Below are 23,051 nucleotides of genomic sequence, written 5' to 3'. Positions count from 1 at the left end.
TGGCGTTTGCCTATACACCGTTCTGCCGGCGGAGCGCCGATGTAGCTCCCCTCTCCCTTCAGGGAGAGGGGCTGGGGGAGAGGGTGGTCAGGTTCACGCCAGGGCCGTACGCAGCTCGTTGGCGATGGCGGCCTGGTCCAATTCCTGGCCGATCACCACCAGCCGGGTGCCACGGGTTTCATCGCTGCGCCAGGCGCGGTCGAAGTGCTTGTCGAAGCGCTTGCCGACACCTTGCACCAGCAGGCGCATGGGCTTGCCGGGGATGGCGACGAAGCCCTTGATGCGCAGCACGGCGTGGCGCTCGACCAGGGTATTCAGTGCATCCAGCAGAGCGCGCTCTTCCACTTCCGGCAGGTCGACATGGAAGGAGTCGAACTCGTCGTGGTCGTGATCTTCATGGCCTTCGTGGTCGTGGTGTGTCGGGCGGCTGTCGATGTGCAGCTCGGCCTCGGCGTTCAGGCCCAGCAGCACGGAAAGCGACAGCTGGCCGGAGTTGGCTTCGACGATCTTCACCGCCGGTGGCAGCTCCTCGGCGACTTCGGCGCGCACGCGGGCCAGCGCTTCGGCGTCCAGCAGGTCGGCCTTGTTCAGCACCACCAGGTCGGCGCTGGCCAACTGGTCTTCGAAGAGTTCGTGCAGTGGCGATTCGTGGTCCAGGTTCGGGTCCTGCTTGCGCTGCTCGTCCACCTGCTCGGGGTGCGCGGCGAAGGTGCCGGCGGCCACGGCCGGGCTGTCGACCACGGTGATCACCGCGTCCACGGTGCAGGCGTTGCGGATCTCCGGCCACTGGAAGGCCTGCACCAACGGCTTGGGCAGGGCCAGGCCCGAGGTCTCGATGAGGAGCTGGTCGAGGTCGCCGCGGCGCGCCACCAGTTCGCGCATCACCGGGAAGAACTCTTCCTGCACGGTGCAGCACAGGCAGCCGTTGGCCAGTTCGAAGACGCGGCCGACCGCTTCTTCTTCGCTGCAACCGATGGAGCACTGCTTGAGGATTTCACCGTCGATGCCCAACTCGCCGAACTCGTTGACGATCACCGCGATGCGGCGGCCGGAGGCCGAGTCGAGCATGTGGCGGAGCAGGGTGGTCTTACCGGCGCCGAGGAAGCCGGTGACGATGGTGACGGGGAGTTTGGCCAGGGTTTTCATGCGCGCCTCGCAAGTGAAATTGGAGGGCGGATGAAGGGCGCGCTCGCGGGTTCGCCGCGCAACGAAGGTCGCCACCGGATCACCCCGCCCGGTTGTCTTGATGCTGCACGAGGCAGGTCTCCTGGCTCACAGCCCTCTGTCGTCCCTTCGCCTTCCCGCCCGAATCGGCAGTGGCGCGTGAAGAGACAGGCTGTTCACAGTTGCGGGGGCAGCCGTGGCGCATCCGAAGATTTCCACGTTCCCTCTTAGCTCCGGCCGGCGCCGGAGAACCTCGAAGGGAGGAAGGCTACGCAGCGCAGGCGGCACGGTCAATTGCCGAGGATCGATTGCCGCGTGGTTGACGCTTGCGGGCCTTCGTGGTCAGCTAGCGCGGTTTCAGGTGTCTCGCGCCGTCGCGCGCGAGGTGAAACGGGAAGCCGGTGCGTCCACAAGGACAAGTCCGGCGCTGCCCCCGCAACGGTAAGCGATTGATGAGTCATCGGTAGCCACTGTGCTCGCGCATGGGAAGGCTGACTCGCCCGGCCATACGGTCGACATCGCAAGCCCGGAGACCGGCCTGGAATCCTTCGTTTTGGCAAACCCGCGGTGGGCGGGCGCAGGCCGTGGCGCGACCGTTTCGGCGCGTTCGAATGCGTTCAACCTCTGCGTTCTCTTACTTTGATCTTCAGAGGGAACGTTCATGTCCAGCAGCACCCTGACGCACGCGTCGAGCACTTCCATCCCCCTTTCCAAGCGCATCAGCCTGGCCGTCGGCGCCAGCCTGCTGGGTGCGCTGCTGGTGTATTTCGCCGGCTTCTCGCATCTGGAGGCGGTGCACAACGCAGCCCACGATACCCGTCATAGCGCGGGCTTCCCCTGCCACTGATCTGTGTGGGCTGCGTGTAGACGCGGCTGAGTTGAAGCGTCCCTGACTGCTCGTTCGATGCGGTCACGAACATGCTTTGCCTGTCATACGCGGCCCGAGAGTCCGGAGAACTGCAATGATCAAACGTATCGCCCAGACCGCCGGTTTCGCCGGTCTGATCGCGGCGCTGGTGCTGACGGTCGTCCAATTGCTGTGGGTATCCCCGCTGATCCTCAAGGCGGAGACCTATGAGAAATCCGAGCCGGCCGCCGCGCTGGTCGAGGAGCACGCTCATGAGCATGCCGAGGGTGCTGCCGCTGGCCACCACCATGACGCGCAAGCCTGGGAACCGGAAGACGGCTGGCAGCGCATCCTCTCCACCACCGGCGGCAACCTGGTGGTCGCGGTGGGCTTCGCCCTGATGCTGGCCGGCCTGTTCACCCTGCGCGAGCCGGGCAAGACCTCCGAAGGCCTGCTCTGGGGCCTGGCCGGTTTCGCCGTGTTCACCCTGGCGCCTTCGTTGGGCCTGCCGCCGGAAGTCCCCGGCACCGCCGCCGCCGACCTGACCCTGCGGCAGACCTGGTGGATCGGCACCGCCGCCGCCACTGCCGCCGGCCTCGCGCTGTTGGTGTTCGGCCGACACTGGGCACTGAAGGTCGTCGGTGTCGCGCTGCTGGCAGTGCCGCATGTGATCGGTGCGCCGCAGCCGGAAATGCATTCCAGTCTTGCACCGGAAAGCCTGGCCCACGAGTTCATCCTCGCCTCGCTGGTCACCAATGCGGTCTTCTGGGTAGCGCTCGGCCTGCTCGCCGCCTGGCTGTTCCGCCGCTTCGCGCCGTCGGCCTGATCCACGCGCTATGCTCGACCCCGCAGTCGGCACTGCCGTCTGCGGGGTTTTTATTTTCATCTGCCAGGAGAGCGACCATGACACTGGTTGCCGGCCTCGGTTGCCGCCGGGGTTGCCCGCTCGACGAACTGCGCGCCCTGCTGCGCGAAACGCTGGCCGAGGCCGGGCTCGACGAATCGAATCTCACTGCGCTGGCCAGCGCCACGCTGAAGGCCGACGAAGAAGGGCTGGCTGCGCTGGCCGCCGCGCTCGACCTGCCGCTGGCGCTGTTCACGCCGCAACAGCTTGCGGCCTGCGAGAAGCGCTTGGGCGAGCCATCCGAAACCGTGCGCACGGCTGTCGGCAGCGCCAGCGTGGCCGAGGCGGCCGCGTTGCTGCAGGCCGAGGTGCAAGCGGGTGCGCCTGCACGCCTGCTGGTGGGCAAGCGCCGCAGCGAACAAGCCACTTGCGCGCTCGCCTTCATCCCCGTCGAATCCGCACAGGAGCCCACATGACGGTCTACTTCATCGGCGCCGGCCCCGGCGACCCCGAGCTCATTACGGTCAAGGGCCAGCGGCTGATCCGCAGCTGCCCGGTGATCCTCTACGCCGGCTCGCTGGTGCCGCCGACAGTGCTGGAAGGGCACAGCGCCGAGCGCGCGGTGAACACCGCCGAACTGACTCTGGAAGAGATCATCGCGCTGCTGGCGCAGGCCCACGCCGAAGGCAAGGATGTGGCGCGGGTGCACTCCGGCGACCCGTCGCTGTACGGCGCCATCGGCGAGCAGATTCGCCATCTGCGCGAGTTGGGTATCGCCTACGAGATCGTCCCTGGCGTCACCGCGACTTCCGCCTGCGCGGCGCTCCTGGGTTGCGAGCTGACGCTGCCGGACATCTCGCAGACGCTGATTCTCACCCGCTACGCAAGCAGGACGCGCATGCCCGAGGGTGAATCCCTCGCCGAACTGGCGCAGCACCGCGCGACCCTCGCGATTCACCTGGGCGTGGGGCAGTTGCCGAACATCGTTGCAGAACTGCTGCCGTACTACGGCGCTGATTGCCCCATCGCCGTTGTCCACCGCGCGAGCTGGCCGGACCAGGACCAGGTCACCGGCACCCTTGGCGACATCCTGCCCAAGGCCGAAGCCAAGGGTTTCCGGCGCACGGCGCTGATCCTGGTCGGCAGGGTGCTGGGAGCGGAGGGGTTTGCCGATTCGTCGCTGTACAGCGCAGGGCATGCGCATCTGTATCGGCCGTAGAACGCGGGCTTTTGCTTCCAGTAGAAGCGAGCCTGCTCGCGAACAGACCTTCCTGGGGGCGCCAGAGCTGGGCCGTTCGCGAGCGAGCTCGCTCCTACGTAGAGCCGCTCAGGCCAGCCATTGATCTCCACGCGGCTGCATTCCGCGGCGCAGGTACCAGCGCACCCACAGGTGTACGCCGAGTGCGGCGCACACTGTCAGCAAGATCGTCAGGCCTTCCGCTTCCATGGCAGCGTCCCTCGTCCGGGTTTCCTGCCTGACAGGGTAGGTCTGCGACAACACGTCGCACAGATACAGATCGTTTCCGAATGTGCGGATCAGTCGAACGCAGGCGTTCAGCCCTGCAGCGAATGGATGATCCGCCCGAGGGTTTCCATGGCCTGTTCGCTGGCCGTGGTCCAGGGGTGGCCATAGTTCAGCCGCAGGCAGTGGCCGAAGCGCCGCGTCGCCGAGAAGATCGGGCCCGGCGCGAGGCTGATGCCTTGGGCGTGGGCGAGCTGGAACAGCTTGAGCGCGTCGATCTGCTCGGGCAGCTCAAGCCACAGGAAGTAGCCGCCGCTGGGCCGGGTGACGCGGGTAGCGGCAGGGAAGTGCCGGGCCACGGCGGCGAGCATGGCGTGCTGCTGGCTTTCCAGCGCATGGCGCAGCTTGCGCAGGTGGCGGTCGTAGCCGCCGTGCTGCAGGTAATCGGCGATGGCCGCCTGGGCCGGCACCGAGGCCGACAGGCTGGTCATCAGCTTGAGCCGCTCGATCTGCTCGGCGTAGCGCCCGCCAGCGACCCAACCAACCCGGTAGCCCGGCGCCAGGCTCTTGGAGAAGGAGCTGCAGTGCATCACCAGCCCTTCGCTATCGAACGCCTTCACCGGCTTGGGCGCCTGCGCGGCGAAGTACAGTTCGGCGTAGACGTCGTCCTCGATGAGCGGCACCTGGTGCTGGCTCAGCAGCGCGGCGAGGGCGCGTTTCTTGTCCTCGCTCATGCTGGCGCCCAACGGGTTCTGGAAGTTGCTCATGAACCAGCAGGCCTTGATCGGCAGGCGCGCCAGGCTGTCGGCGAGCACGTCGAGGTCGATGCCTTCGCGCGGATGGACGGGGATTTCCACGGCCTTGAGCTTCAACCGCTCCAGTACCTGCAGGCTGGCATAGAAAGCGGGGGCTTCGATGGCCACCAGGTCGCCCGGCTGGGTGACCACCTGCAGGCACAGGTTCAGCGCTTCCAGCGCGCCGTTGGTGACCACCAGTTCTTCCACCGGCAGTGGCATCCCGCCGACCATGTAGCGCAGGGCGATCTGCCGGCGCAGCGCGTGGCTGCCCGGCGCGAGGTCGGCCACCACCGAGCGCGGGTCCATGTCGCGCACAGCGTGCGCCATGGAGCGCGCCAGGCGAGGCAGGGGGAAGAGTTCCGGCGCCGGGAAGGCCGAGCCGAAGGGCACGGTGTCCGGGTCCTTGATCGAGCTGAGCACCGAGAACACCAGTTCGCTGACGTCCACCTCGGTGGTCTGCGCGTCATGGCGGGCGATTTCCGGCTCGGCCAGGGCGCGCTGCACATGCTCGCGGACGAAGTAGCCCGAGCGCGCGCGGGCGACGATCAGGCCGCGATCCTCCAGCAGGTAATAGGCCTGGAACACCGTGGAAGCGCTGACCCCGTAGGTGCGGCTGGCGTGCCGTACCGAGGGGACTTTCTGGCCGGGGGCGAGCACGCCGCTGCGGATCAGCCCGGCGATCTCGTCGGCGAATTTCTCGTAGCGCTTCATCTTGTCCTGCACGGCGGCCTGGGGGGCGGAAGAGTCCGCCCACTCTAGGCGCTGCGCCGAGGTCACGCCAAGCTCCCTGGCCATGCTCAGCGCCTCGGCGAGACGAAGGTGCTGGCGGCGTCGATGGACTCGTTGCCATCGCTGACCTTGAAGTGCAGCGGCACCGAGCCGCCGGCGCTGCTCTGCGCCAGGCTTGCCACCGAGATGGCGAAGTCGCGGATCTCGCCTGGTTGCAGCATCAGTTCCGGCACGCCCTGCAGGCGGTAGCCGGCGCCGTCGGCGAGGCTCAGGTGATAGTGCTGCGGCTGCTGGGTCTTGTTGATCAGCTTGAGGTTGTAGATGTTCTCGATCTCGCCGGCGGCGTTCTCGCGGAACAGGCCACGGTCGCGGGCGACGTCAAGGTTGATCAGCGGCCGCGCCTCCAATGCCCAGACGAAGGCGCCGATCATCACCAGCAGCACCGCCGCGTAGCCGATCAGGCGCGGGCGCAGCAGGTGGGTCTTGCCGCCTTCGAGCGCACGCTCGGAGGTGTAGCGCACCAGCCCGCGGTCATAGCCCATCTTGTCCATCACCGAGTCGCAGGCGTCGACGCAGGCGGCGCAGCCGATGCAGGCGATCTGCAGGCCGTCGCGGATGTCGATGCCGGTAGGGCAGACCTGTACGCACTGCTGGCAGTCGATGCAGTCGCCCAGGCCCAGGGCCTTGGGATCGGCGTCCTTCTTGCGTGCGCCACGGGACTCGCCGCGCGCCGCGTCGTAGGAAATGATCAGCGTGTCCTTGTCGAACATCACGCTCTGGAAGCGCGAATACGGGCACATGTGGATGCACACCTGCTCGCGCAGCCAGCCGGCGTTGGCGTAGGTGGCGGCGGCGAAGAAGGCGACCCAGAAGGTGCTTTCCAGGTCGAGCTTGAAGGTGAGCAGGTCCATCACCAGCGGCCGCACCGGCGTGAAGTAGCCGATGAAGGTGACCGCCGTGGCCAGGCTGATCAGCAGCCAGAGACCGTGCTTGGCACTTTTGCGCAGGACTTTCTCGGCGCTGGCCGGACCCTTGTCCAGCTTCATGCGCTGGTTGCGGTCGCCCTCGGTGACCTGCTCGGCCCACATGAATATCCAGGTCCACACGCTCTGCGGGCAGGTGTAGCCGCACCAGACGCGGCCGGCGAACACCGTGATGAAGAACAGGCCGAAGGCGGCGATGATCAGGATCGCCGAGAGCAGGATGAAATCCTGCGGCCAGAAGGTCGCGCCGAAGATGTAGAACTTGCGTTCGGGCAGGTCCCAGAGCACCGCCTGGCGGCCGTTCCATTGCAGCCACAGGGTGCCGAAGAACAGCAGGAACAGCAGGCCGCCGCCCAGCCGGCGCAGGTCGCGGAAGCGTCCGGCGAAGCGTTTGGTGTAGACCGTCGGGGTCACCGCCGACAGCGGTTTCGGCGGCGGGGTAAAACGTTGCGGTGCGTCGATCTCGATGACCTTCGCGGGGATTCTTTCGCTCATTGTCGTGGCCCATCAGGCAGAAGAGGCGCCGCGACTGTACGAATCGGTCTGCACCCGAAACAGATTCAGGTTCGCCGGAAAAAACCATATCAGATGGCGAGAATCGCTCCGCGCCGCAGCACCACGGGCCTGGCGTACTGCGCGATGGAACGGCTGATCGGGCCTGTTGCGGCAACCGGTCGCAGCCCCGCCGGGGCAGAGGCAGGGTGCATCTGATCCGGTTTTTAGCGCGCGATCTGCCGCTGTTTTGCACAACAGGCGCCGGCCATAGTTCGGTCAACCGAAAAGTGGCGCGTCCGACGACAGAAGCAGGCCGCCACGCAACGATCCGAAGGTGGCCTGGCGATGTACCGATACGACGATTACGACCGCGCCCTGGTGCGCGAACGGGTGGCACAGTTCCGTGACCAGGTGCAGCGTCGCCTGAGCGATGAGCTGAGCGAAGAGGAATTCCTGCCGCTGCGCTTGCAGAACGGCCTGTACCTGCAGAAGCATGCCTACATGCTGCGGGTGGCGATTCCCTACGGCACGCTGTCCAGCGAGCAGATGCGCACCCTGGCCTGGATCGCCCGCGAGCACGACCGCGGCTATGGCCACTTCACCACGCGGCAGAATATCCAGTTCAACTGGGTGGAACTGGCGCGCGTGCCGGACATTCTCGAGCGTCTCGCCGATGTCGAGATGCATGCCATCCAGACTTCCGGCAATTGTGTGCGCAACATCACCACCGAGGCGTTTGCCGGCGTCGCCGCCGACGAGTTCCTCGACCCACGCCCGCTGGCGGAAATCCTCCGCCAGTGGTCGACGGTGAACCCCGAATTCCTGTTCCTGCCGCGCAAGTTCAAGATCGCCCTGTGCGCCGCCGAGGAAGACCGCGCGGCGGTGATGATGCACGACATCGGGCTCTACCTGCGCCGCGCCGAAGACGGCGAGCTGCGTCTGAAGGTGCTGGTGGGCGGCGGGCTGGGGCGCACGCCGATGCTCGGCCAGGTGATCCGCGACGACCTGCCGTGGCGGCACCTGCTGTCCTACGTCGAGGCCATCCTGCGCGTGTACAACCGCCATGGCCGGCGTGACAACAAGTACAAGGCGCGGATCAAGATTCTGGTGAAGGCGCTGGGCATCGAGGCGTTCTCCCGAGAGGTCGAGGAGGAGTGGCAGCACCTGCGCGATGGTGAGGCCCAGCTGACCCTCGAGGAGTACGAGCGCGTGGCCGCCGCCTTCGAGCCGCCGGTCTACGCAGTTTCCGACGACCTCGCTTACGGGACAGCGTTGGCCGCCGATGCCGACTTCGCCCGCTGGGTGTCGCGCAACGTACGCCCGCATCGCGTGCCGGGTTACGCCAGCGTAGTGCTGTCCACCAAGCCGGGAGCCGAGGCGCCGCCGGGGGATGCGACAGCCGAGCAGATGGAGCGGGTGGCCGATTGGGCCGAGCGCTTCGGTTTCGGCGAAATCCGCGTGGCCCATGAACAGAATCTGGTGCTGCCGGACGTGCGCAAGTCCGATCTCCGTGAGCTCTGGCAGGAGGCTTGCAACGCCGGGCTGGGCACGCCGAACCAGGGCCTGCTCACCGACATCATCGCTTGCCCCGGCGGCGACTTCTGCGCGCTGGCCAACGCCAAGTCGATCCCTATCGCCCAGGGCATCCAGCAGCGCTTCGAGGACCTGGATTACCTGCACGACCTGGGCGACCTCAGCCTGAACATCTCCGGCTGCATGAACGCCTGCGGTCACCACCATATCGGCAATATCGGCATCCTCGGCGTCGATAAGAACGGCAGCGAGTGGTACCAGATCACCCTGGGTGGCGCACAGGGCGTGAATAGCGCGCTGGGCAAGGTGATCGGCCCGTCGTTCAGTGCCGCCGAGGTGCCGGACGTGATCGAGGCGCTGGTGAAGACCTACGTGGAGCAGCGCGGTGTCGGCGAGCGCTTCGTCGATACGGTCGAACGTATCGGCCTGGAGCCTTTCAAGGCGCGGGTCTACCGCCAGGCGGAGGTGCCGGCATGAACAATCTGATCCGTCTGCGTGATGGTGTGGCGGAAGTGGCGCCGAACGATCCCTGGACCTTGCTGCGCGAAGTGCCGGACGACTTGCCCGCGGGCAACCTGATCCTGCCGCTGAAGGACTGGCTGGCACGGGGCACCTGTGGGAGCGAGCTTGCTCGCGAAGAGGAATTCCTGGCGGCGCCGGAGCTGGTCGGTTCGCGAGCAAGCTCGCTCCTACAGCCTCACGGTGTGTGGCTGGCGCCGGACGACGACCCCGAGGACCTGATCTGGCGACTGAAGGAGCCGGCGCTCATCGCCATCGACTTCCCCAGCTTCCGCGACGGTCGCGGCTACAGCCTGGCCTACCTGCTGCGCAGCCGCCTGGGCTGGCGCGGGGAATTGCGCGCTGTCGGTGACGTGCTGCGAGACCAGTTGGCGCACATGCGCCAGTGCGGTTTCGATGCCTTTGCCGTGCGCGAGGACAAGTCCGTGGACGACGCACTGAAGGGGTTGGCGGGCTTGAGCGTGCTCTACGGCCGTTCGGTGATCGAGCCGCGCCCGCTGTTCCGCCGCCGCTCCTAGAGCGGCGCCGCCGCGTGCGCTGAAGTCTGCAGCGGGTCGGCCAAGCTTGACGCTGTGCCGGGGCACAGGAAAAATGCGGGTATCATCCCCGGCGCCCCGCGCTCCGGCGGTAACCCACGGATTCGAGTGACCCCCAGAATATGCGCATGCGCCTGATGCTGTTGGGTGGCGGTAATGCCCTTGGACAGGCGCTGATCCGCCTTGGCGCCGAGGAAGACATCGGCTTCCTCGCCCCCCGGCCGCCCGAACAGGGCTGGGACGCTTCCAGCCTCACCGTCCTGCTGGACGAGACCCGCCCCGACGCGGTGATCAACCTCGCCTACTACTACGACTGGTTCCAGGCCGAGGCCGTTGACGCCGCGCGCCTGGCCAGCCAGGAACGTGCAGTGGAGCGTCTGGCCGAGCTGTGCCAGCACCACGAGATCCTGCTGATCCAACCGTCCAGCTACCGCGTGTTCGATGGCGCCCGCGCCACCGCCTACAGCGAGAAGGACGAGCCGCTGCCCCTGGGCCCGCGTGGCCAGGCGCTTTGGCGCATGGAGCAGTGGGTGCGGGCGACCTGTCCGCGTCATGTGCTGCTGCGTTTCGGCTGGCTGCTCGACGACAGCGCCGACGGCGTGCTCGGCCGCTTCCTCGAGCGTGCCGAGAAAGAGCAGGTGCTGTTCCTCGCCGATGATCGGCGTGGTAACCCGACTCCGGTGGATGACGCCGCGCGCGTGATCCTCTCCGTGCTCAAGCAACTCGACTGCCAGGCGCCACTGTGGGGCACCTACCATTACGGCGGTCTGGAGGCCACCACCACCCTGTCCCTGGGCCAGGTGGTGCTGGGCGAGGCCCGCGCCTTCCATGCCCTGGCCGTCCAGGAACCGAGCCCGCAGGCCCACGCCGCGCGCCCGGACGCCGGCGACGAACCGCAGCATGCGGTGCTCGCCTGCAAGAAAATCCTCCATACCTTCGGTATCAAGCCGCGCGCCTGGCGCGCCGGCCTGCCCGCCTTGCTGGACCGTTACTACCGCCATGTCTGATCGTCTTTCCCCCACCGCGCAGCCCATCCTCATCACCGGCGGCGCGGGGTTCATCGGTTCCCATCTGGCAGACGCCCTGCTGGCGCAGGGTTTCTCCGTGCGCGTGCTGGACGACCTGTCCACCGGCAAGCGCGAGAACCTCGATGGCCGCGTCGAGCTGATCGTCGGCGATGTTGCCGATGAAGCGGCGCTGCGTGGCGCGGTCAGCGGCTGCCAGGGCGTCGTGCACCTTGCCGCCATCGCCTCGGTGCAGGCCTCGGTGGAAGACCCGGTGGGTACCCATCGCGCCAATTTCATCGGCACCCTGAACCTCTGCGAGGCCATGCGCCAGGAAGGCATCCACCGGGTGCTGTTCGCTTCCAGCGCGGCGGTCTACGGGCAGAACGGCGAAGGCTCCGCCATCGACGAGGACGTGGTGAAGGCGCCCCTGACGCCCTACGCCGCGGACAAGCTGGCCAGCGAGTACTACCTGGACTTCTACCGTCGCGAGCACGGGCTGGAGCCGGCGATCTTCCGCTTCTTCAACGTCTATGGCCCGCGCCAGGACCCGTCCTCGCCGTATTCCGGGGTGATCAGCATCTTCGCCCGGCGCGCCGAGCAGGGCCTGCCAATCACCGTGTTCGGCGACGGCGAGCAGACCCGCGATTTCATCTACGTCGGCGATCTGGTGAAGCTGTTGGTCACGGCGCTGTTGGCCGATGAGGTGGCAGAGTCGGCGATCAACGTCGGTCTCGACCAGTCCACCAGCCTCAACCAGTTGCTGGCCGAGATCGGCAAGCTCACCGGCGGGCTGCCGGACATCACCTACCGGCCGGCGCGCCACGGAGACATTCGCCACTCTCGCGCCGACAACCGCCGCCTGCTGCAGCGCTACAGGCTGGACGCGCCCACGCCATTGGCCGAAGGTCTTGCCCAGCTGATCACCACCAAGGCTTGTTGACCGCCAGGAAGAAGATGCCGGCCAGCGCGCTCAGCGCCAGCACGCTGAACAACGCCTTGCGCGGCTTTGCGGCGCTGCGCAGGGCAAAGGCTGCCAGCACGATGTAGAGCACCAGCAGGCCGAGCTTCACCTGCAGCCAGGCGGGTAGCGGCCAGGGCATCGCCAGGTGTACCAGGCCCAGGGCGCTGAGCAGCAGCAGGGTGTCGATCAGATGGGGCAGCCCGCGCTGCCAGCCCGAAGGACGCTTGCCCCACCAGCTCAGGCCCAGGCGCAGGAGAAAAAGCAGGGTGCTGATGATCGCCAGGCTGACGTGCAGTGCTTTGAGTTCGAGGTACATACCGATTCCCTGAAAGTGAAAAAGGCGCCCTTGGGCGCCTTTTTCATGTTTGCTCCGTCAGAAACGGTAGCCGAAGCCCACCATGTAAACCCAGGGGTCGACGTCGACATCAACCTTGGTTTTCTGCACGCCCAGGGCGGACGGGCCATCGACGCTGGCCTTGGTATCGATGTCCATGTACCAGACGGCGGCGTTGACGAAGGCGTGTTCATTGAGCATGTAGTCCATGCCCAGTTCGGCGGCCAGACCCCAGGAGTCCTGCAGCTTCAGGTTGCTGAAGCCCTGGTCCTTGCGGTTGCTGGCCAGGTCTTCGTCGAAGAAGGTGGTGTAGTTGATACCCAGGCCGCCGTAGGGCTGGAAGGCGGAGTTGGTACCACCCATGGGGTAGTACTGCAGCAGCACGGTCGGCGGCAGCTGCTTGATGTCGGCCAGTTTGCCGTCCAGGCCGGTCAGGCCGGTGGCGCGGTTCAGACCCTTCACGTCGACCTGGTGGTTGAACGGGGTGGCAGCGACCAGCTCGATACCGATCTTGTCGGTGAGCAGGTACGCGAAAGTCAGACCCAGCTGGGTGTCGCTGTCGACGGTAGCCTTGGTGCCGCTGACCTTGGCGCCGTCGAGCTTGATGTCGGAGCTGCTGTCGTTGGGGGCTACGGTTGCAAAACCACCGCGTACCAGGAAGTCGCCAGCCTGGTGGCCGCGAATGTCGGCGGCCTGGGCTGCGATCGGCGCTGCGACGGCGAGGGAGAGAAGCGAGGCGGTGAGCCAGGACTTACGCATGATGAGCTCCAATATCTCTTTGGTATAAGTGTTGGTGCTCAGAATAGTAGAGAGCGCTAAAAGCACACTTTTGACCTGGCTCAATAAAGACCCCAGACCGCAGAGGGCCAAGGCGTGCGGCAAAGCGCCGCACCATTACTGGCCGGTGTACTCGTAGGGTTCGATGCTGCTGGCCTGCATCTGGTAGCCGGCCTCGGCGAGATCGCTTTCCATCGCCTTCACGCTCATCGTGCCGATGATCCAGAAGGGTTGATAAAGCTCGTCGACTTTTACGCCCTTGCCGCCTCGAACATAGACGATCTGGTTGGACGGTGGCGCTGGCACGTGGATGCAGGCGCCGTAATAGGGCACCAACAGGAAGTCGCGAACGGTCTGGCCGTCCTCCTCCACTTCCAGGGGCACGATGTAGCCCGGCATCTTCACTTCCTGGCCGTCCAGTTGCTGTACCACGGGTGCGTTGGGTATCTGCTGCTTCACCGCCGGGCCACTCTCCGAATTGAGTACATCGGAAAGCTTGGACATATCGTGCAGCGGCACCGGAGGCGGCGGTGGTGGTGCGCCTTCGGGAATCAGTTCGGGCCAGGTCAGCTCACGTGGCGCCGCCCAGACGGCGGCGCTGGTGGCAAGCAGCAGCAGGAACAGCAGGCGGCGCATGGGGCTCTTTTTCATCGGACTGGCTTGCACGGGGATGGCTCGCAGGGGCTGGCTCAAAGGCGAATCGACAGTCCATCGGCCAGCGATTGCCGGTAGGCTCGCCACGCCGGCACACAGCCGATCAGCAGCGCGGCCAGGAGTATGCCGCCCAGCAGCGACCATTCATAGGCGCTGGGCAGCGCCAATGGCAGGAAGATACCGTAGTTCGCCTGCACGTACCCCTGGCTGCCGGCGATGCCCGCATAGAGCAGCCCGACGCCCAGTGCCACACCCGCCAGCGCCAGGGCGAAGGCTTCCGCCACCAGCAGGCTGAAGATATGCCAGGGCCGCGCGCCCACCGAGCGCAGGATGGCCATTTCGCGGCGGCGTTCGTTGAGGCTGGTGAGGATGGCCGTGAGCATGCCGATCAGTCCGGTCAGCACCACGAACAGCGAGACCACGAACAGCGCCTTTTCCGCCGTGCCCATCAGGCCCCACAGCTCCTGCAGCGCCACCCCCGGCAGGATCGCCATCAGCGGCTCGCCGTCATATTCGTTGATTTGCCGCTGCAGGCTGAAGGTCGCCACCTTGCTCTTCAGGCCCAGCAGGAAGGCGGTGATCGCCTTGGGCTGCAGGTTCATGGTGCGTGCCTGGTCTTCGCTGACACGGTCGGCGCCGCGAGCGGGGACGCCGTTCTTCCAGTCGACGTGCAGTGCCTCCATGCCCTGCAGCGAGATGTGCAGGGTGCGGTCCACCGGCGTACCGGTGCGCTTGAGAATGCCGACCACGGTGAACGGCTTGTCGTCGTGCTGTACCAGGCTGATGGTGCTGACGCCGTGGGCCAGGACGATCCGGTCGCCGAGCTTGTAGTGCAGCGCTTCGGCGACTTCCGCACCCAGTACCACGTCGAACAGGTCCTGGCCGAAGGGACGGCCCTCGGCGAGTTCCAGCGTCTGCCCGCGGCCGAAGCGGTAGTGGTCGAAGTAGCCGGTATCGGTACCCATGACGCGGTAGCCGCGGTGCGAGTCGCCCAGGGAAATCGGGATCGCCCACTTCACCAGCGGGCTGTGGGTCACCGTCTCGTAGCTTTCCCAGCGGATGTTGTTGGTGGCGTTGCCGATGCGGAACACCGAGTACAGCAACAGGTTCACCGACCCCGAGCGCGCGCCGACGATCAGGTCGGTGCCGGAGATGGTGCTGGCGAAGCTGGCCTTGGCCTCCGTGCGCACGCGCTCCACCGCCAGCAGCAGGCAGGCGGAGAGGGCGATGGCAAAGATGGTCAGCAGGGCGGTGAAGCGGCGGTTGGACAGGCTGGCGAGCGCCAGGCGCAACAGGTACATGCTCAGATTCCCGGAGCGCGGGCGGCGCGGTTGAGGTCGGCGAGCGAGACGGCGCGGTCGAACAGCGGCGCCAGGCTCTGGTCGTGGCTGACGAACAGCAGGCTGGCGCCGGCCTCGCGGCACTCGGCGAACAGCAGCTGGAGGAAGGCTTCGCGGGCGTCGGCGTCCAGCGCCGAGGTCGGCTCGTCGGCGATCACCAGTTCCGGCTGGCCGATCAGCGCGCGGGCGGCAGCGACCCGTTGCTGCTGGCCGATGGACAGGCTGTCGGCGCGGCGTTCGATCAGTGCGGGGTCGCCCAGGCCCAGGTGCTTGAGCAGCGTTTGCGCCGCCTTGGCCACGCTGCCGTGGCGCAGGGTCGCCCGCTCGGCACGGCTGTGGGAGAAATGACAGGGCAGCTCGACGTTCTCCCGCACCGAGAGGAACGGCAGCAGGTTGAACTGCTGGAAGATGTAGCCGGTGTGATCGACGCGATAGTGGTCGCGGCGTGCCGATTTCATCTGCGCGATGTCCTCGCCGAGCAGCTTCACGCTGCCGCGCTGCGGGCGCTGTACGCCGCCGAGCAGGCCGAGCAGGGTGGTCTTGCCGCTGCCCGACGGGCCCTTGAGGAACAGGGTTTCGCCACGGGCCAGCGCGAAGGCGGGGATGTCCAGCAGCTCCGCCTGGCCGGGCCAGGCGAAACCGAGGTTGTCGAGTTCGAGCAGTGCGGTCATTTCAGCGCGTCGTGATCAGAAGTTCAGGGTCGGGTTGGCAGCGGTCAATTCTGCACCTTGCTGGCCGCTGGGGCCGATCAGTTGTACCTGAATCTTCTGGGTCGCCGGGAATCGCTGGAACAGCGGCGCGAAATCGAGGCCGGCCAGATGCTGAGGCTCGGCGCAGGTCAGCTGATAGCGGGCATCGATGTCGGCGTGCTGGTGGCCTTCGTGCTCGTCGTGGTCGCCATCGGCGTGTTCATGATCGTGAACTTCGGCCTTGGGCGCATCGCCGAACAACGGGCTGGAGAGGTCCACCGACTTTACGCTGCATTGGGCCGAGGCGGGCAGGGCGAGCAGTTGCAGCGGCTGCTTGAGCTGGGCGTGCACGGCGGCGACCGTGGCCTTGTCGGCGTCGCTGGCGGCGGCGTGCTCGAAGCCGACGAAGTTCATCGCCGGGCTGTCCAGCTCCAGTTCCAGGGTCTTGCCGTCGAGGGCGACGTTGAGTTGGGCGACGCCATGCTCGTGCTTGCCGAGGCTGCCGTGTTCATGTTCGTCGTGGGCTTGTACAGCGAAGGGCAGCAGGGCAACAGCGAGGAGCAGGGGGCGCATGGGAGACTCCGGTCCGGTGAATGATTTTGTTACGTTATAACAGATGAAAAATTAAGGCCAGCTTAGCATGCGTTTGGCGTGGCGCCGATGCCGTGGGAGCATGCGCGAAACAGCGCGAGGAGAAGGGTGATGCTGAGAATCAAGGGCACCATTGGCGAATGGCCGGTGGACCTCACCTTGGAGATGGATGACGCCGATTGGGCACGGCTGGGGCAGAGCCTGCCGGTTGCTGCCGCAGCGCCTGCGGCCGCTGCTGTGCCGACACCGGCAGCCGGCGCGCCCGTGGATCAGCTGTGGCTGGCCGCGCAGGACCTGTTGCGGCGCAGTGGCAGCAGCGAAGGACCTCAATTGCTGGAAGAACTGGCGGCGCTGACGGGCAGTTCCGGGGCGGCAAAGGGATTGCTGGTGCGCCTGCGGCACAGCCCGAAGGTGAAGATCGAGGTGCGCGAGGGTGTGCAGGTGTTCACTTGGGCAGAGGAGTAGCCGGGAGACGTGCAGAAAGAAAAAAGGCGCCTTGCGGCGCCTTTTTCGTCAGTACAGTACGTTCGCCAATTTGCGGCGGTAGGTGATCACCAGCGGGTGGTCGTTGCCCAGCAGGTCGAACACCTGGACCAGCGTCTTGCGCGGGAGGTCCTCGCCGTAGCTGCGGTTGCGTACGAACAGCTTGAGCAGGGCGTCCAGCGCCGCCTCGTACTGTTGGCGGGCCAGTTGCTGGATGGCCAACTGGTAGGTGGCTTCGTCGTCGTTGGCGTCGGCGGCCAGGCGGGTTTTCAGCGTGGCGGCGTCGGGCAGGTCGGCGGCTTGGCGCAGGAAGGTCAGCTGGGCCTTGGCAGCGGCCAGTGCCTGCTTGTGGTCGTCGCCCTTCACGGCGTCGAGCACCGTCTCGGCTTCACCCAGCTCGCCCCGTTCGGCAAGGCAGCGGGCGTAGAGGATCAGCGCGGCAGCGTTGGTGTTGTCCTCGCCCAGCAGCACTTTCAGTTGCGCCTCGGCGTCGGCGAAGCGGCCTTCGTTGAAGGCGGCCTGCGCCAGCTCCAGCGGATTGCCGGCGGCCGGGGCGGGCGGTTGCACGTGCTGTTCGAGCATCTGGCGGATCGCCGATTCGGGCTGCGCGCCGGCGAAGCCGTCCACCGGCTGGCCGTCCTTGAACAGCACCACGGTGGGCAGGCTGCGGATGCCGAAACGCATCACGATGTCCTGCTCGACATCGCAGTTGACCTTGGCCAGCAGCAGTTCGCCCTGGTAGGACTCGGTGATCTGCGCCAGCAGCGGCATCAGCGCCTTGCACGGGGCGCACCAGTCGGCCCAGAAGTCCACCAGGACCGGCTTGTGGAAGGAGTTCTCGATGACGACCTGATCGAAGTTGGCGATGCTGGCGTCGAAGATGTAGGGCGTATCGCTCATGGGAATCCCGAATCGAGTGGGGCGATGGAGGTGATTGCCACTATAAGTGGGGGCGCCCTTGCACGGATACAACCGGTGACCTGTAGGAGCGAGCTTGCTCGCGAACAACCATCCGCGCACGCCAGATCAATCGGCGTAGTGTCATGGTTCGCGAGCAAGCTCGCTCCTACAGAAAAGCTACGCCTCCCGTCGAGCGTGGTAGAGGCTCACATGGCGAAACTCGGCCGGTTCGGCCAGGTCCGGCCAGGTGCAGCCGTCGAGAATCCCCAGGCGCTGGTACAGCGGATGGCTGAAGTCGCGGACCCGCGAATCGGCGACCAGGGCTTCGCGGCCACGGCTGAGGAACTCGTCCAGCAGCGGCAGGTTGGCGCGGTCGTAGAGCACGTCGGCGACGATGATCAGGTCGTAGCGGTCCTGCTCCTGGAAAAAGTCCGCCGAATAGGTCAGCTCTACGCCGTTCAGTTCGGCGTTGGCACGGCAGGCGTCCAGCGCCAGCGGGTCGAGGTCGCAGGCCACCACCTCGGCGGCGCCGGCCTTGGCCGCGGCGATGGCTGCAATGCCCGAGCCCGCGCCGAAATCCAGCACGCGCCTGCCGCGTACCCATTCGGGCTTCTCGGCGAGCCAGTGCGCGAGCACCAGGCCGCTGGCCCAGCAGAAGCACCAGTAGGGCGGTTCTTCGAGGATGCGCCGGGTCTCGTCGGGGCTGAACTCGCGGTCCATGTTCTGCGCGTCGATCAGCCAGAGACGGATGTCGGTACCGGGCAACGTCTCGGCGGACAGCCGCGCGTCGCCGAGCAGTTCACCGAGGGCCTTCTGCAGGGAAAGCGGCGGCGTCACGGCGCGCGCTCCAGGCGCAGTTCGCCCAGGGCGCGGGTTTCCGGCTGGGTGATGCGCACCGGCGGCAGGCGCCAGGCCAACTGGCCGGACTGCGAGACGCGGCCGTGCAGTTCGACGCGAGCGCCGGCCGGGAAGGACTGCGGATTGAATACCACGCGGAATGGCAGGGCCTGGCCGGTGGCGATCATTTTTTCGCTGGAGAGCAGCTGTTGCGGGCGGTCGCGCTGGTCGATCACCAGCAGCGCCAGCTCCACTTCGCTGCCGGCCGGCAGGAAGCCCTGGGAGCTGCTGAGCTGGCCGCTGAGGGCGCGCATGTTGGCCGGCAGCGGCTCGTTCAGCGGGGAAGTCGATTGCTTTTTGACGGTGACCGGCTGGGCGGCCGGCGCGGGCTTCTCGCTGGCGCAGGCGGCCAGCAGGATGGTAAGGGACAGGCAGAGCAGACGGGCGAACATGGCGGGCTCCATCGCAACAGATTCCAGGCGGGCGCCTATATAGCCTAATGCCTGCGGCTTGTCTCGTGGGAGCGGGGTTTCTTCGGCCAGTCGATGCGCTACCATGAGCCTCTTACCCATTCTTCCGACAAGACTGCCCAATACTCGCCATGCACTGTCCTTTCTGCGGCGCCCACGACACCAAAGTCATCGATTCGCGCCTGGTCGCCGAGGGCGACCAGGTCCGCCGGCGCCGCGAGTGCCTGGCCTGCGGTGAGCGTTTCACCACCTTCGAGACCGCCGAGCTGGTCATGCCGCGCCTGATCAAGCAGGACGGCAGCCGTCAGCCCTTCGACGAGGACAAGTTGCGCGCCGGCATGCAGCGCGCTCTGGAAAAGCGCCCCGTGAGCATCGAGCGGTTGGAAGAGGCGATGGCGCATATCAAGCACAAGCTGCGCGCCACCGGCGAGCGCGAGATCAAGTCGCGGGTGCTCGGCGAACTGGTGATGGCCGAACTGCAGAAGCTCGACGAAGTCGCCTACATCCGCTTCGCCTCGGTGTACCGACGCTTCCAGGACCTCAACGAGTTCCGCGAGGAAATCGAGCGCTTGGCCCGCGAGCCATCCAAGGAATGAGTGGTATGGATGAGCAGTGGATGGCCCGCGCCATTGAGCTGGCGCGCAAGGGCTGGTACACGACCCATCCCAACCCGCGCGTCGGCTGCGTCATCGTCCGCGATGGCGAGGTGGTCGGTGAAGGCTGGCACATGCGCGCCGGCGAGCCCCATGCGGAAGTCCACGCCCTGCGCCAGGCCGGTGACAAAGCCCGTGGTGCTACCGCCTATGTCACCCTGGAGCCCTGCAGCCACTTCGGCCGCACGCCGCCGTGCGCCGATGCGCTGATCGGCGCCGGCCTTGCCCGCGTGGTGGCGGCCATGCAGGACCCGAACCCGCAAGTGGCCGGCAGCGGCATGAAGCGTATTGCCGAAGCCGGCATCCAGACGCGCTCCGGCGTACTGGAGGGCGAAGCCCGCGCACTGAACGTCGGCTTCCTGAAGCGCATGGAAACCGGCCTGCCGTTCGTCCGTGTGAAGCTGGCGATGAGCCTGGACGGCCGCACCGCCATGGCCAGCGGCGAGAGCCAGTGGATCACCGGCCCGGCGGCGCGGCGTGCCGTGCAACGGCTGCGCGCGCAGTCCAGCGTGGTGCTGTCCGGCGCGGATACCGTGCTGACCGACGATGCCCGCCTGACCGTGCGACCGGACGAGCTGGGCCTGGATGCCGAGCAGACTGAACTGGCCGCCCGGCGCCGGCCGCTGCGCGTGCTGATCGACGGGCGCCTGCGCGTGCCGCTGACCGCCACCTTCTTCCAGGCCGGCCCGGCGCTGGTGGTGAGCACCCAGGACGACCCGAACTACGCCGTGGTCGGCCATGAATTGCTGAACCTTGCCGGCCTCGATGGTCAGGTCGACCTGCTGGCACTGCTCAGTGAGCTCGGCCGCCGTGGCATCAACGAGGTTCTCGTGGAGGCCGGCCCGCGCCTGGCGGGTGCCTTTGCCCGTCTCGGCCTAGTGGACGAATACAGCATTTTCATGGCGCCCAAGCTGCTCGGCTCCTCCGCGCGGCCGCTGCTGGAGCTGCCGCTGGAGCGCATGAGCGAATCCCGCGAGCTGAAGATCGTCGACATCCGTGCCGTGGGTGACGACTGGCTGGTCACCGCCAGACCACTGTGATGGCGCGCCGGCGCTGTCGTCATCGGCCTGTCGACAGGTGCTGAGCGATCCATAGGAAGCTTCCGACTTGCGCCGGCCTGTGGTAAAACGCCACACGCGGTCGACGCTGTAACGACCGCGATTGACGTTCTCAGGGCGGGGTGAAAGTCCCCACCGGCGGTAATGACGCGCAATGCGTCTAGCCCGCGAGCGCCTGTCCAGACCGGTTCGCCGGATGGCCAGGGTCAGCAGACCCGGTGTGATTCCGGGGCCGACGGTCATAGTCCGGATGAAGAGAGAACGGGATGAGCCATCGGGGCGTGCCTGCGCGCGCCCGAGAAGTCCCTTCGATCGATATGCCCTGTTTTTTAACCAAAACAGGAGTTCGCCACATGCATCATCTTTCCCAGTTGGCTACGCGGCCTTGCCGGCTAACGGCCCTTGCCGTGTGGGAGGCCACATGTTCACCGGCATAATCGAATCCATCGGCACCATCGCGGCCATCACCCCCAAGGGCGGTGACGTGCGTCTGTACGTGAAGACCGGCAAGCTCGACCTCGCCGATGTCAAACTCGGCGACAGCATCGCGGTCAACGGCATCTGCCTGACGGCGGTGGAACTGCCCGGCGACGGCTTCTGGGCCGACGTCAGCCGCGAGACGCTGGCGCGTACCGCCTTCGCACAACTCAAGATCGGCAGCCGGGTGAACCTGGAAAAGGCCCTGACCCCGACCACCCGCCTGGGCGGCCACCTGGTCAGCGGCCACGTCGACGGCGTCGGCGAGATCGTCAAGCACGAGGAAAACGCCCGCGCCATCCAGTTCACCGTGCGCGCGCCGCGCGAGCTGGCCAAGTACATCGCGCTCAAGGGCTCGATCACCGTAGACGGCACCAGCCTGACGGTGAACGCGGTCAACGGCGCCGAATTCGAGCTGACCATCGTCCCGCACACCGTGCAGGAGACCATCATGGCCGACTACCGCGGTGGTCGCCTGGTCAACCTCGAAGTCGACCTGCTGGCGCGCTACCTGGAGCGCCTGCTGCTCGGCGACAAGGCAGCGGACCCCGCAGCCGGCGGCATCACCGAAGCATTCCTGGCCGAAAACGGCTTCATGAAACACTGATAAGGCTCGTCCCCGTATGGCACTCAACAGCATTGAAGAACTGCTCGACGACATGCGTCAGGGCAAGATGGTCATCCTCATGGATGACGAGGACCGCGAGAACGAAGGCGACCTGATCATCGCCTCCGAGTGTGTCCGCACCGAAGACATCAACTTCATGGCCCGCTTCGCCCGTGGCCTGATCTGCATGCCGATGACCCGCGAACGCTGCGAGCGCCTCGGCATCCCGCTGATGGTGCAGCGCAACGGCTCCGGCTTCGGCACCAAGTTCACCGTCTCCATCGAGGCCGCCGAAGGCGTCACCACCGGCATCTCCGCCGCTGACCGCGCCCGCACCGTGCAGGCCGCCGCCGCGAAGAACGCCGTCGCCGCCGATATCGTCAGCCCCGGCCACATCTTCCCGCTGATGTCGCAGCCCGGTGGCGTGCTGGCGCGCGCCGGCCACACCGAGGCGGCCTGCGACCTGGCGCGCATGGCCGGCTTCGAACCGTCCGGGGTGATCTGCGAGATCATGAACGACGACGGCACCATGGCCCGTCGTCCGGAACTGGAAGAGTTCGCCAAGCAGCACGACATCAAGATCGGCACCATCGCCGACCTGATCCACTACCGCCTGATCCACGAGCGCACCGTCGAGCGCCTCGCCGAACAGCCGCTGGACACCGAACTGGGCCAGTTCAACCTCATCACCTACCGCGACTCCGTTGAAGGCGACGTGCACCTGGCGCTGACCCTGGGCAAGGTCTGCGCGGAAGAGCCGACCCTGGTGCGCGTGCACAATCCCGATCCGCTGCGCGACCTGCTGATGGTCAACCAGGCGGGCCGCTGGAGCCTGCGTGCGGCCATGGCCAAGGTGGCCGAGGCTGGCACCGGCGTGGTCCTGCTGCTGGGCCACCAGGTCGGCGGCGATGACCTACTGGCGCATGTTCGCGAAATCACCAACACCCCGGCGCCCGTGCAGAAACCGACCACCACCTACAGCACCGTGGGGGCCGGTTCGCAGATCCTGCGCGACCTGGGCGTGCGCAAGATGCGCCTGATGTCGGCACCGATGCGCTTCAACGCGATATCCGGTTTCGACCTGGAAGTAGTAGAATATCTGCCCGCTGACGGGCAGCCCTGATCGCTGCTGCGCTTGGTCAGGCCGCGTTGGAAGCCGCCTCAAAATGCTCATTTACTTCAGTAAACTGCGCTTTTTCGGCGACTTCCGCCTTGCCCGACCTGCGCTCGCGACGCGCTCAGGACTACCCGAATGAACCTCGCCGCCGTGCCCTGGCACGGCGGCGCCGTTCTTCTACCCTATT

Annotated in this window: 25 protein-coding genes and 3 riboswitches; of the genes, 13 read left to right on the top strand and 12 right to left on the bottom strand. The window is 66.5% G+C overall.

The window, feature by feature from the left end:
• Positions 1 to 93 precede the first annotated feature (93 nt).
• Positions 94 to 1,146 (bottom strand): cobalamin biosynthesis protein CobW, encoded by a 1,053-nt coding sequence (gene cobW / locus C167_RS0129170; RefSeq protein WP_017521870.1) that lies wholly within the window; start codon positions 1,144 to 1,146, stop codon positions 94 to 96.
• A gap of 93 nt (positions 1,147 to 1,239) precedes the next feature.
• Positions 1,240 to 1,435, bottom strand: a riboswitch (cobalamin riboswitch).
• 71 nt (positions 1,436 to 1,506) lie between these two features.
• Positions 1,507 to 1,721: riboswitch (cobalamin riboswitch) on the top strand.
• A 104-nt stretch (positions 1,722 to 1,825) separates the two neighbouring features.
• Here cobW and C167_RS0129165 point away from each other — a divergent pair.
• The 4 genes from C167_RS0129165 to cobM all read left to right on the top strand — a co-directional run bounded on the left by C167_RS0129165 (position 1,826) and on the right by cobM (position 4,074).
• Positions 1,826 to 2,011, top strand: coding sequence for a CbtB domain-containing protein (locus C167_RS0129165; protein ID WP_017521869.1), 186 nt, complete (start codon positions 1,826 to 1,828; stop codon positions 2,009 to 2,011).
• A 115-nt stretch (positions 2,012 to 2,126) separates the two neighbouring features.
• Positions 2,127 to 2,837, top strand: coding sequence for a CbtA family protein (locus tag C167_RS0129160; protein WP_017521868.1), 711 nt, complete (start codon positions 2,127 to 2,129; stop codon positions 2,835 to 2,837).
• Between the two features lie 77 nt (positions 2,838 to 2,914).
• On the top strand, positions 2,915 to 3,331 hold the full coding sequence (locus C167_RS0129155; RefSeq protein WP_017521867.1) for a cobalamin biosynthesis protein: 417 nt from the start codon (positions 2,915 to 2,917) through the stop codon (positions 3,329 to 3,331).
• Positions 3,328 to 4,074, top strand: coding sequence for a precorrin-4 C(11)-methyltransferase (gene cobM / locus C167_RS0129150; protein ID WP_017521866.1), 747 nt, complete (start codon positions 3,328 to 3,330; stop codon positions 4,072 to 4,074). Before C167_RS0129155 ends, cobM begins: the two co-directional genes overlap by 4 nt.
• Positions 4,075 to 4,409: 335 nt before the next feature.
• On the opposite strand, the gene mapR is transcribed toward cobM, so the two are convergent.
• Together mapR and ccoG are read right to left on the bottom strand one after the other, a co-directional pair.
• Positions 4,410 to 5,825 (bottom strand): GntR family transcriptional regulator MpaR, encoded by a 1,416-nt coding sequence (gene mapR, locus C167_RS0129140; protein ID WP_026079353.1) that lies wholly within the window; start codon positions 5,823 to 5,825, stop codon positions 4,410 to 4,412.
• Positions 5,826 to 5,911: 86 nt separating this feature from the next.
• On the bottom strand, positions 5,912 to 7,321 hold the full coding sequence (ccoG, locus tag C167_RS0129135; RefSeq protein WP_017521863.1) for a cytochrome c oxidase accessory protein CcoG: 1,410 nt from the start codon (positions 7,319 to 7,321) through the stop codon (positions 5,912 to 5,914).
• A 345-nt stretch (positions 7,322 to 7,666) separates the two neighbouring features.
• On the opposite strand from ccoG, the gene C167_RS0129130 reads away from it, so the two are divergent.
• From C167_RS0129130 to C167_RS0129115, 4 genes are all read left to right on the top strand, one after another.
• On the top strand, positions 7,667 to 9,331 hold the full coding sequence (locus C167_RS0129130; RefSeq protein WP_017521862.1) for a nitrite/sulfite reductase: 1,665 nt from the start codon (positions 7,667 to 7,669) through the stop codon (positions 9,329 to 9,331).
• On the top strand, positions 9,328 to 9,891 hold the full coding sequence (locus C167_RS0129125) for a DUF934 domain-containing protein (RefSeq protein ID WP_017521861.1): 564 nt from the start codon (positions 9,328 to 9,330) through the stop codon (positions 9,889 to 9,891). The genes C167_RS0129130 and C167_RS0129125 overlap by 4 nt, the downstream gene beginning before the upstream one ends.
• 140 nt (positions 9,892 to 10,031) lie before the next feature.
• On the top strand, positions 10,032 to 10,916 hold the full coding sequence (locus C167_RS0129120; protein WP_026079352.1) for a sugar nucleotide-binding protein: 885 nt from the start codon (positions 10,032 to 10,034) through the stop codon (positions 10,914 to 10,916).
• Positions 10,909 to 11,856 (top strand): NAD-dependent epimerase/dehydratase family protein, encoded by a 948-nt coding sequence (locus C167_RS0129115; protein ID WP_017521859.1) that lies wholly within the window; start codon positions 10,909 to 10,911, stop codon positions 11,854 to 11,856. The genes C167_RS0129120 and C167_RS0129115 overlap by 8 nt, the downstream gene beginning before the upstream one ends.
• On the opposite strand, the gene C167_RS0129110 is transcribed toward C167_RS0129115, so the two are convergent.
• From C167_RS0129110 to C167_RS0129085, 6 genes are all read right to left on the bottom strand, one after another.
• The gene (locus C167_RS0129110) at positions 11,837 to 12,193 is read right to left on the bottom strand and encodes a SirB2 family protein (RefSeq protein WP_017521858.1); all 357 of its coding nucleotides are present in this window, start codon (positions 12,191 to 12,193) and stop codon (positions 11,837 to 11,839) included. The two genes, C167_RS0129115 and C167_RS0129110, sit on opposite strands and share 20 nt — an antisense overlap.
• 57 nt (positions 12,194 to 12,250) lie before the next feature.
• The gene (locus tag C167_RS0129105) at positions 12,251 to 12,970 is read right to left on the bottom strand and encodes an OmpW family outer membrane protein (RefSeq protein ID WP_017521857.1); all 720 of its coding nucleotides are present in this window, start codon (positions 12,968 to 12,970) and stop codon (positions 12,251 to 12,253) included.
• A gap of 135 nt (positions 12,971 to 13,105) precedes the next feature.
• Positions 13,106 to 13,624 (bottom strand): DUF3299 domain-containing protein, encoded by a 519-nt coding sequence (locus C167_RS0129100; protein ID WP_017521856.1) that lies wholly within the window; start codon positions 13,622 to 13,624, stop codon positions 13,106 to 13,108.
• A 53-nt stretch (positions 13,625 to 13,677) separates the two neighbouring features.
• Positions 13,678 to 14,943: an ABC transporter permease gene (locus C167_RS0129095; protein WP_017521855.1), complete on the bottom strand. Its 1,266-nt coding sequence runs from the start codon at positions 14,941 to 14,943 to the stop codon at positions 13,678 to 13,680.
• A gap of 2 nt (positions 14,944 to 14,945) precedes the next feature.
• Positions 14,946 to 15,653: an ABC transporter ATP-binding protein gene (locus tag C167_RS0129090; protein ID WP_017521854.1), complete on the bottom strand. Its 708-nt coding sequence runs from the start codon at positions 15,651 to 15,653 to the stop codon at positions 14,946 to 14,948.
• Between the two features lie 15 nt (positions 15,654 to 15,668).
• Positions 15,669 to 16,244: a DUF2796 domain-containing protein gene (locus tag C167_RS0129085; RefSeq protein ID WP_017521853.1), complete on the bottom strand. Its 576-nt coding sequence runs from the start codon at positions 16,242 to 16,244 to the stop codon at positions 15,669 to 15,671.
• A gap of 129 nt (positions 16,245 to 16,373) precedes the next feature.
• On the opposite strand from C167_RS0129085, the gene C167_RS0129080 reads away from it, so the two are divergent.
• The gene (locus tag C167_RS0129080; protein ID WP_017521852.1) at positions 16,374 to 16,727 is read left to right on the top strand and encodes a hypothetical protein; all 354 of its coding nucleotides are present in this window, start codon (positions 16,374 to 16,376) and stop codon (positions 16,725 to 16,727) included.
• Positions 16,728 to 16,775: 48 nt separating this feature from the next.
• Here C167_RS0129080 and trxA read toward each other — a convergent pair whose 3' ends face one another.
• From trxA to C167_RS0129065, 3 genes are all read right to left on the bottom strand, one after another.
• The gene (gene trxA, locus C167_RS0129075) at positions 16,776 to 17,645 is read right to left on the bottom strand and encodes a thioredoxin (RefSeq protein ID WP_017521851.1); all 870 of its coding nucleotides are present in this window, start codon (positions 17,643 to 17,645) and stop codon (positions 16,776 to 16,778) included.
• Positions 17,646 to 17,822: 177 nt separating this feature from the next.
• Entirely contained in the window at positions 17,823 to 18,482 is a 660-nt protein-coding gene (locus C167_RS0129070; RefSeq protein ID WP_017521850.1) for a class I SAM-dependent methyltransferase, read from the bottom strand.
• Entirely contained in the window at positions 18,479 to 18,946 is a 468-nt protein-coding gene (locus tag C167_RS0129065) for a YbaY family lipoprotein (RefSeq protein ID WP_017521849.1), read from the bottom strand. The genes C167_RS0129070 and C167_RS0129065 overlap by 4 nt, the downstream gene beginning before the upstream one ends.
• A gap of 137 nt (positions 18,947 to 19,083) precedes the next feature.
• On the opposite strand from C167_RS0129065, the gene nrdR reads away from it, so the two are divergent.
• The 4 genes from nrdR to ribBA all read left to right on the top strand — a co-directional run bounded on the left by nrdR (position 19,084) and on the right by ribBA (position 22,870).
• Positions 19,084 to 19,548, top strand: a complete 465-nt coding sequence (gene nrdR, locus C167_RS0129060) for a transcriptional regulator NrdR (protein ID WP_017521848.1) — start codon at positions 19,084 to 19,086, stop codon at positions 19,546 to 19,548.
• Positions 19,545 to 20,645 (top strand): bifunctional diaminohydroxyphosphoribosylaminopyrimidine deaminase/5-amino-6-(5-phosphoribosylamino)uracil reductase RibD, encoded by a 1,101-nt coding sequence (ribD, locus tag C167_RS0129055; RefSeq protein WP_026079350.1) that lies wholly within the window; start codon positions 19,545 to 19,547, stop codon positions 20,643 to 20,645. Before nrdR ends, ribD begins: the two co-directional genes overlap by 4 nt.
• A 122-nt stretch (positions 20,646 to 20,767) precedes the next feature.
• A riboswitch (FMN riboswitch) is annotated at positions 20,768 to 20,930 on the top strand.
• Positions 20,931 to 21,084: 154 nt separating this feature from the next.
• Positions 21,085 to 21,747 (top strand): riboflavin synthase, encoded by a 663-nt coding sequence (locus C167_RS0129050; RefSeq protein ID WP_017521846.1) that lies wholly within the window; start codon positions 21,085 to 21,087, stop codon positions 21,745 to 21,747.
• A 16-nt stretch (positions 21,748 to 21,763) separates the two neighbouring features.
• Complete coding sequence (ribBA, locus tag C167_RS0129045) at positions 21,764 to 22,870, top strand: bifunctional 3,4-dihydroxy-2-butanone-4-phosphate synthase/GTP cyclohydrolase II (protein ID WP_017521845.1); 1,107 nt, start codon at positions 21,764 to 21,766, stop codon at positions 22,868 to 22,870.
• The last annotated feature ends 181 nt before the right edge of the window (positions 22,871 to 23,051 follow it).

Source organism: Pseudomonas nitroreducens TX1 (genome assembly GCF_000313755.1).
Taxonomy (GTDB): Bacteria; Pseudomonadota; Gammaproteobacteria; order Pseudomonadales; family Pseudomonadaceae; genus Pseudomonas; species Pseudomonas nitroreducens_A.
This window is presented reverse-complemented; position numbering and strand designations above follow the sequence as displayed.

Bases quoted from the DNA above. Each gene is read 5' to 3' on its own strand.
- trxA (WP_017521851.1), bottom strand. From the start codon at position 17,645: ATGAGCGATACGCCCTACATCTTCGACGCCAGCATCGCCAACTTCGAT.
- C167_RS0129130 (WP_017521862.1), top strand. From the start codon at position 7,667: ATGTACCGATACGACGATTACGACCGCGCCCTGGTGCGCGAACGGGTG.
- C167_RS0129125 (WP_017521861.1), top strand. From the start codon at position 9,328: ATGAACAATCTGATCCGTCTGCGTGATGGTGTGGCGGAAGTGGCGCCG.
- C167_RS0129160 (WP_017521868.1), top strand. From the start codon at position 2,127: ATGATCAAACGTATCGCCCAGACCGCCGGTTTCGCCGGTCTGATCGCG.
- C167_RS0129110 (WP_017521858.1), bottom strand. From the start codon at position 12,193: ATGTACCTCGAACTCAAAGCACTGCACGTCAGCCTGGCGATCATCAGC.
- C167_RS0129115 (WP_017521859.1), top strand. From the start codon at position 10,909: ATGTCTGATCGTCTTTCCCCCACCGCGCAGCCCATCCTCATCACCGGC.
- ribD (WP_026079350.1), top strand. From the start codon at position 19,545: ATGAGTGGTATGGATGAGCAGTGGATGGCCCGCGCCATTGAGCTGGCG.
- nrdR (WP_017521848.1), top strand. From the start codon at position 19,084: ATGCACTGTCCTTTCTGCGGCGCCCACGACACCAAAGTCATCGATTCG.
- C167_RS0129090 (WP_017521854.1), bottom strand. From the start codon at position 15,653: ATGACCGCACTGCTCGAACTCGACAACCTCGGTTTCGCCTGGCCCGGC.
- C167_RS0129065 (WP_017521849.1), bottom strand. From the start codon at position 18,946: ATGGAGCCCGCCATGTTCGCCCGTCTGCTCTGCCTGTCCCTTACCATC.
- C167_RS0129105 (WP_017521857.1), bottom strand. From the start codon at position 12,970: ATGCGTAAGTCCTGGCTCACCGCCTCGCTTCTCTCCCTCGCCGTCGCA.
- C167_RS0129155 (WP_017521867.1), top strand. From the start codon at position 2,915: ATGACACTGGTTGCCGGCCTCGGTTGCCGCCGGGGTTGCCCGCTCGAC.
- C167_RS0129085 (WP_017521853.1), bottom strand. From the start codon at position 16,244: ATGCGCCCCCTGCTCCTCGCTGTTGCCCTGCTGCCCTTCGCTGTACAA.
- cobM (WP_017521866.1), top strand. From the start codon at position 3,328: ATGACGGTCTACTTCATCGGCGCCGGCCCCGGCGACCCCGAGCTCATT.
- C167_RS0129080 (WP_017521852.1), top strand. From the start codon at position 16,374: ATGCTGAGAATCAAGGGCACCATTGGCGAATGGCCGGTGGACCTCACC.
- ccoG (WP_017521863.1), bottom strand. From the start codon at position 7,321: ATGAGCGAAAGAATCCCCGCGAAGGTCATCGAGATCGACGCACCGCAA.
- C167_RS0129165 (WP_017521869.1), top strand. From the start codon at position 1,826: ATGTCCAGCAGCACCCTGACGCACGCGTCGAGCACTTCCATCCCCCTT.
- cobW (WP_017521870.1), bottom strand. From the start codon at position 1,146: ATGAAAACCCTGGCCAAACTCCCCGTCACCATCGTCACCGGCTTCCTC.
- C167_RS0129050 (WP_017521846.1), top strand. From the start codon at position 21,085: ATGTTCACCGGCATAATCGAATCCATCGGCACCATCGCGGCCATCACC.
- ribBA (WP_017521845.1), top strand. From the start codon at position 21,764: ATGGCACTCAACAGCATTGAAGAACTGCTCGACGACATGCGTCAGGGC.
- C167_RS0129120 (WP_026079352.1), top strand. From the start codon at position 10,032: ATGCGCATGCGCCTGATGCTGTTGGGTGGCGGTAATGCCCTTGGACAG.
- C167_RS0129100 (WP_017521856.1), bottom strand. From the start codon at position 13,624: ATGCGCCGCCTGCTGTTCCTGCTGCTGCTTGCCACCAGCGCCGCCGTC.
- mapR (WP_026079353.1), bottom strand. From the start codon at position 5,825: ATGAAGCGCTACGAGAAATTCGCCGACGAGATCGCCGGGCTGATCCGC.
- C167_RS0129095 (WP_017521855.1), bottom strand. From the start codon at position 14,943: ATGTACCTGTTGCGCCTGGCGCTCGCCAGCCTGTCCAACCGCCGCTTC.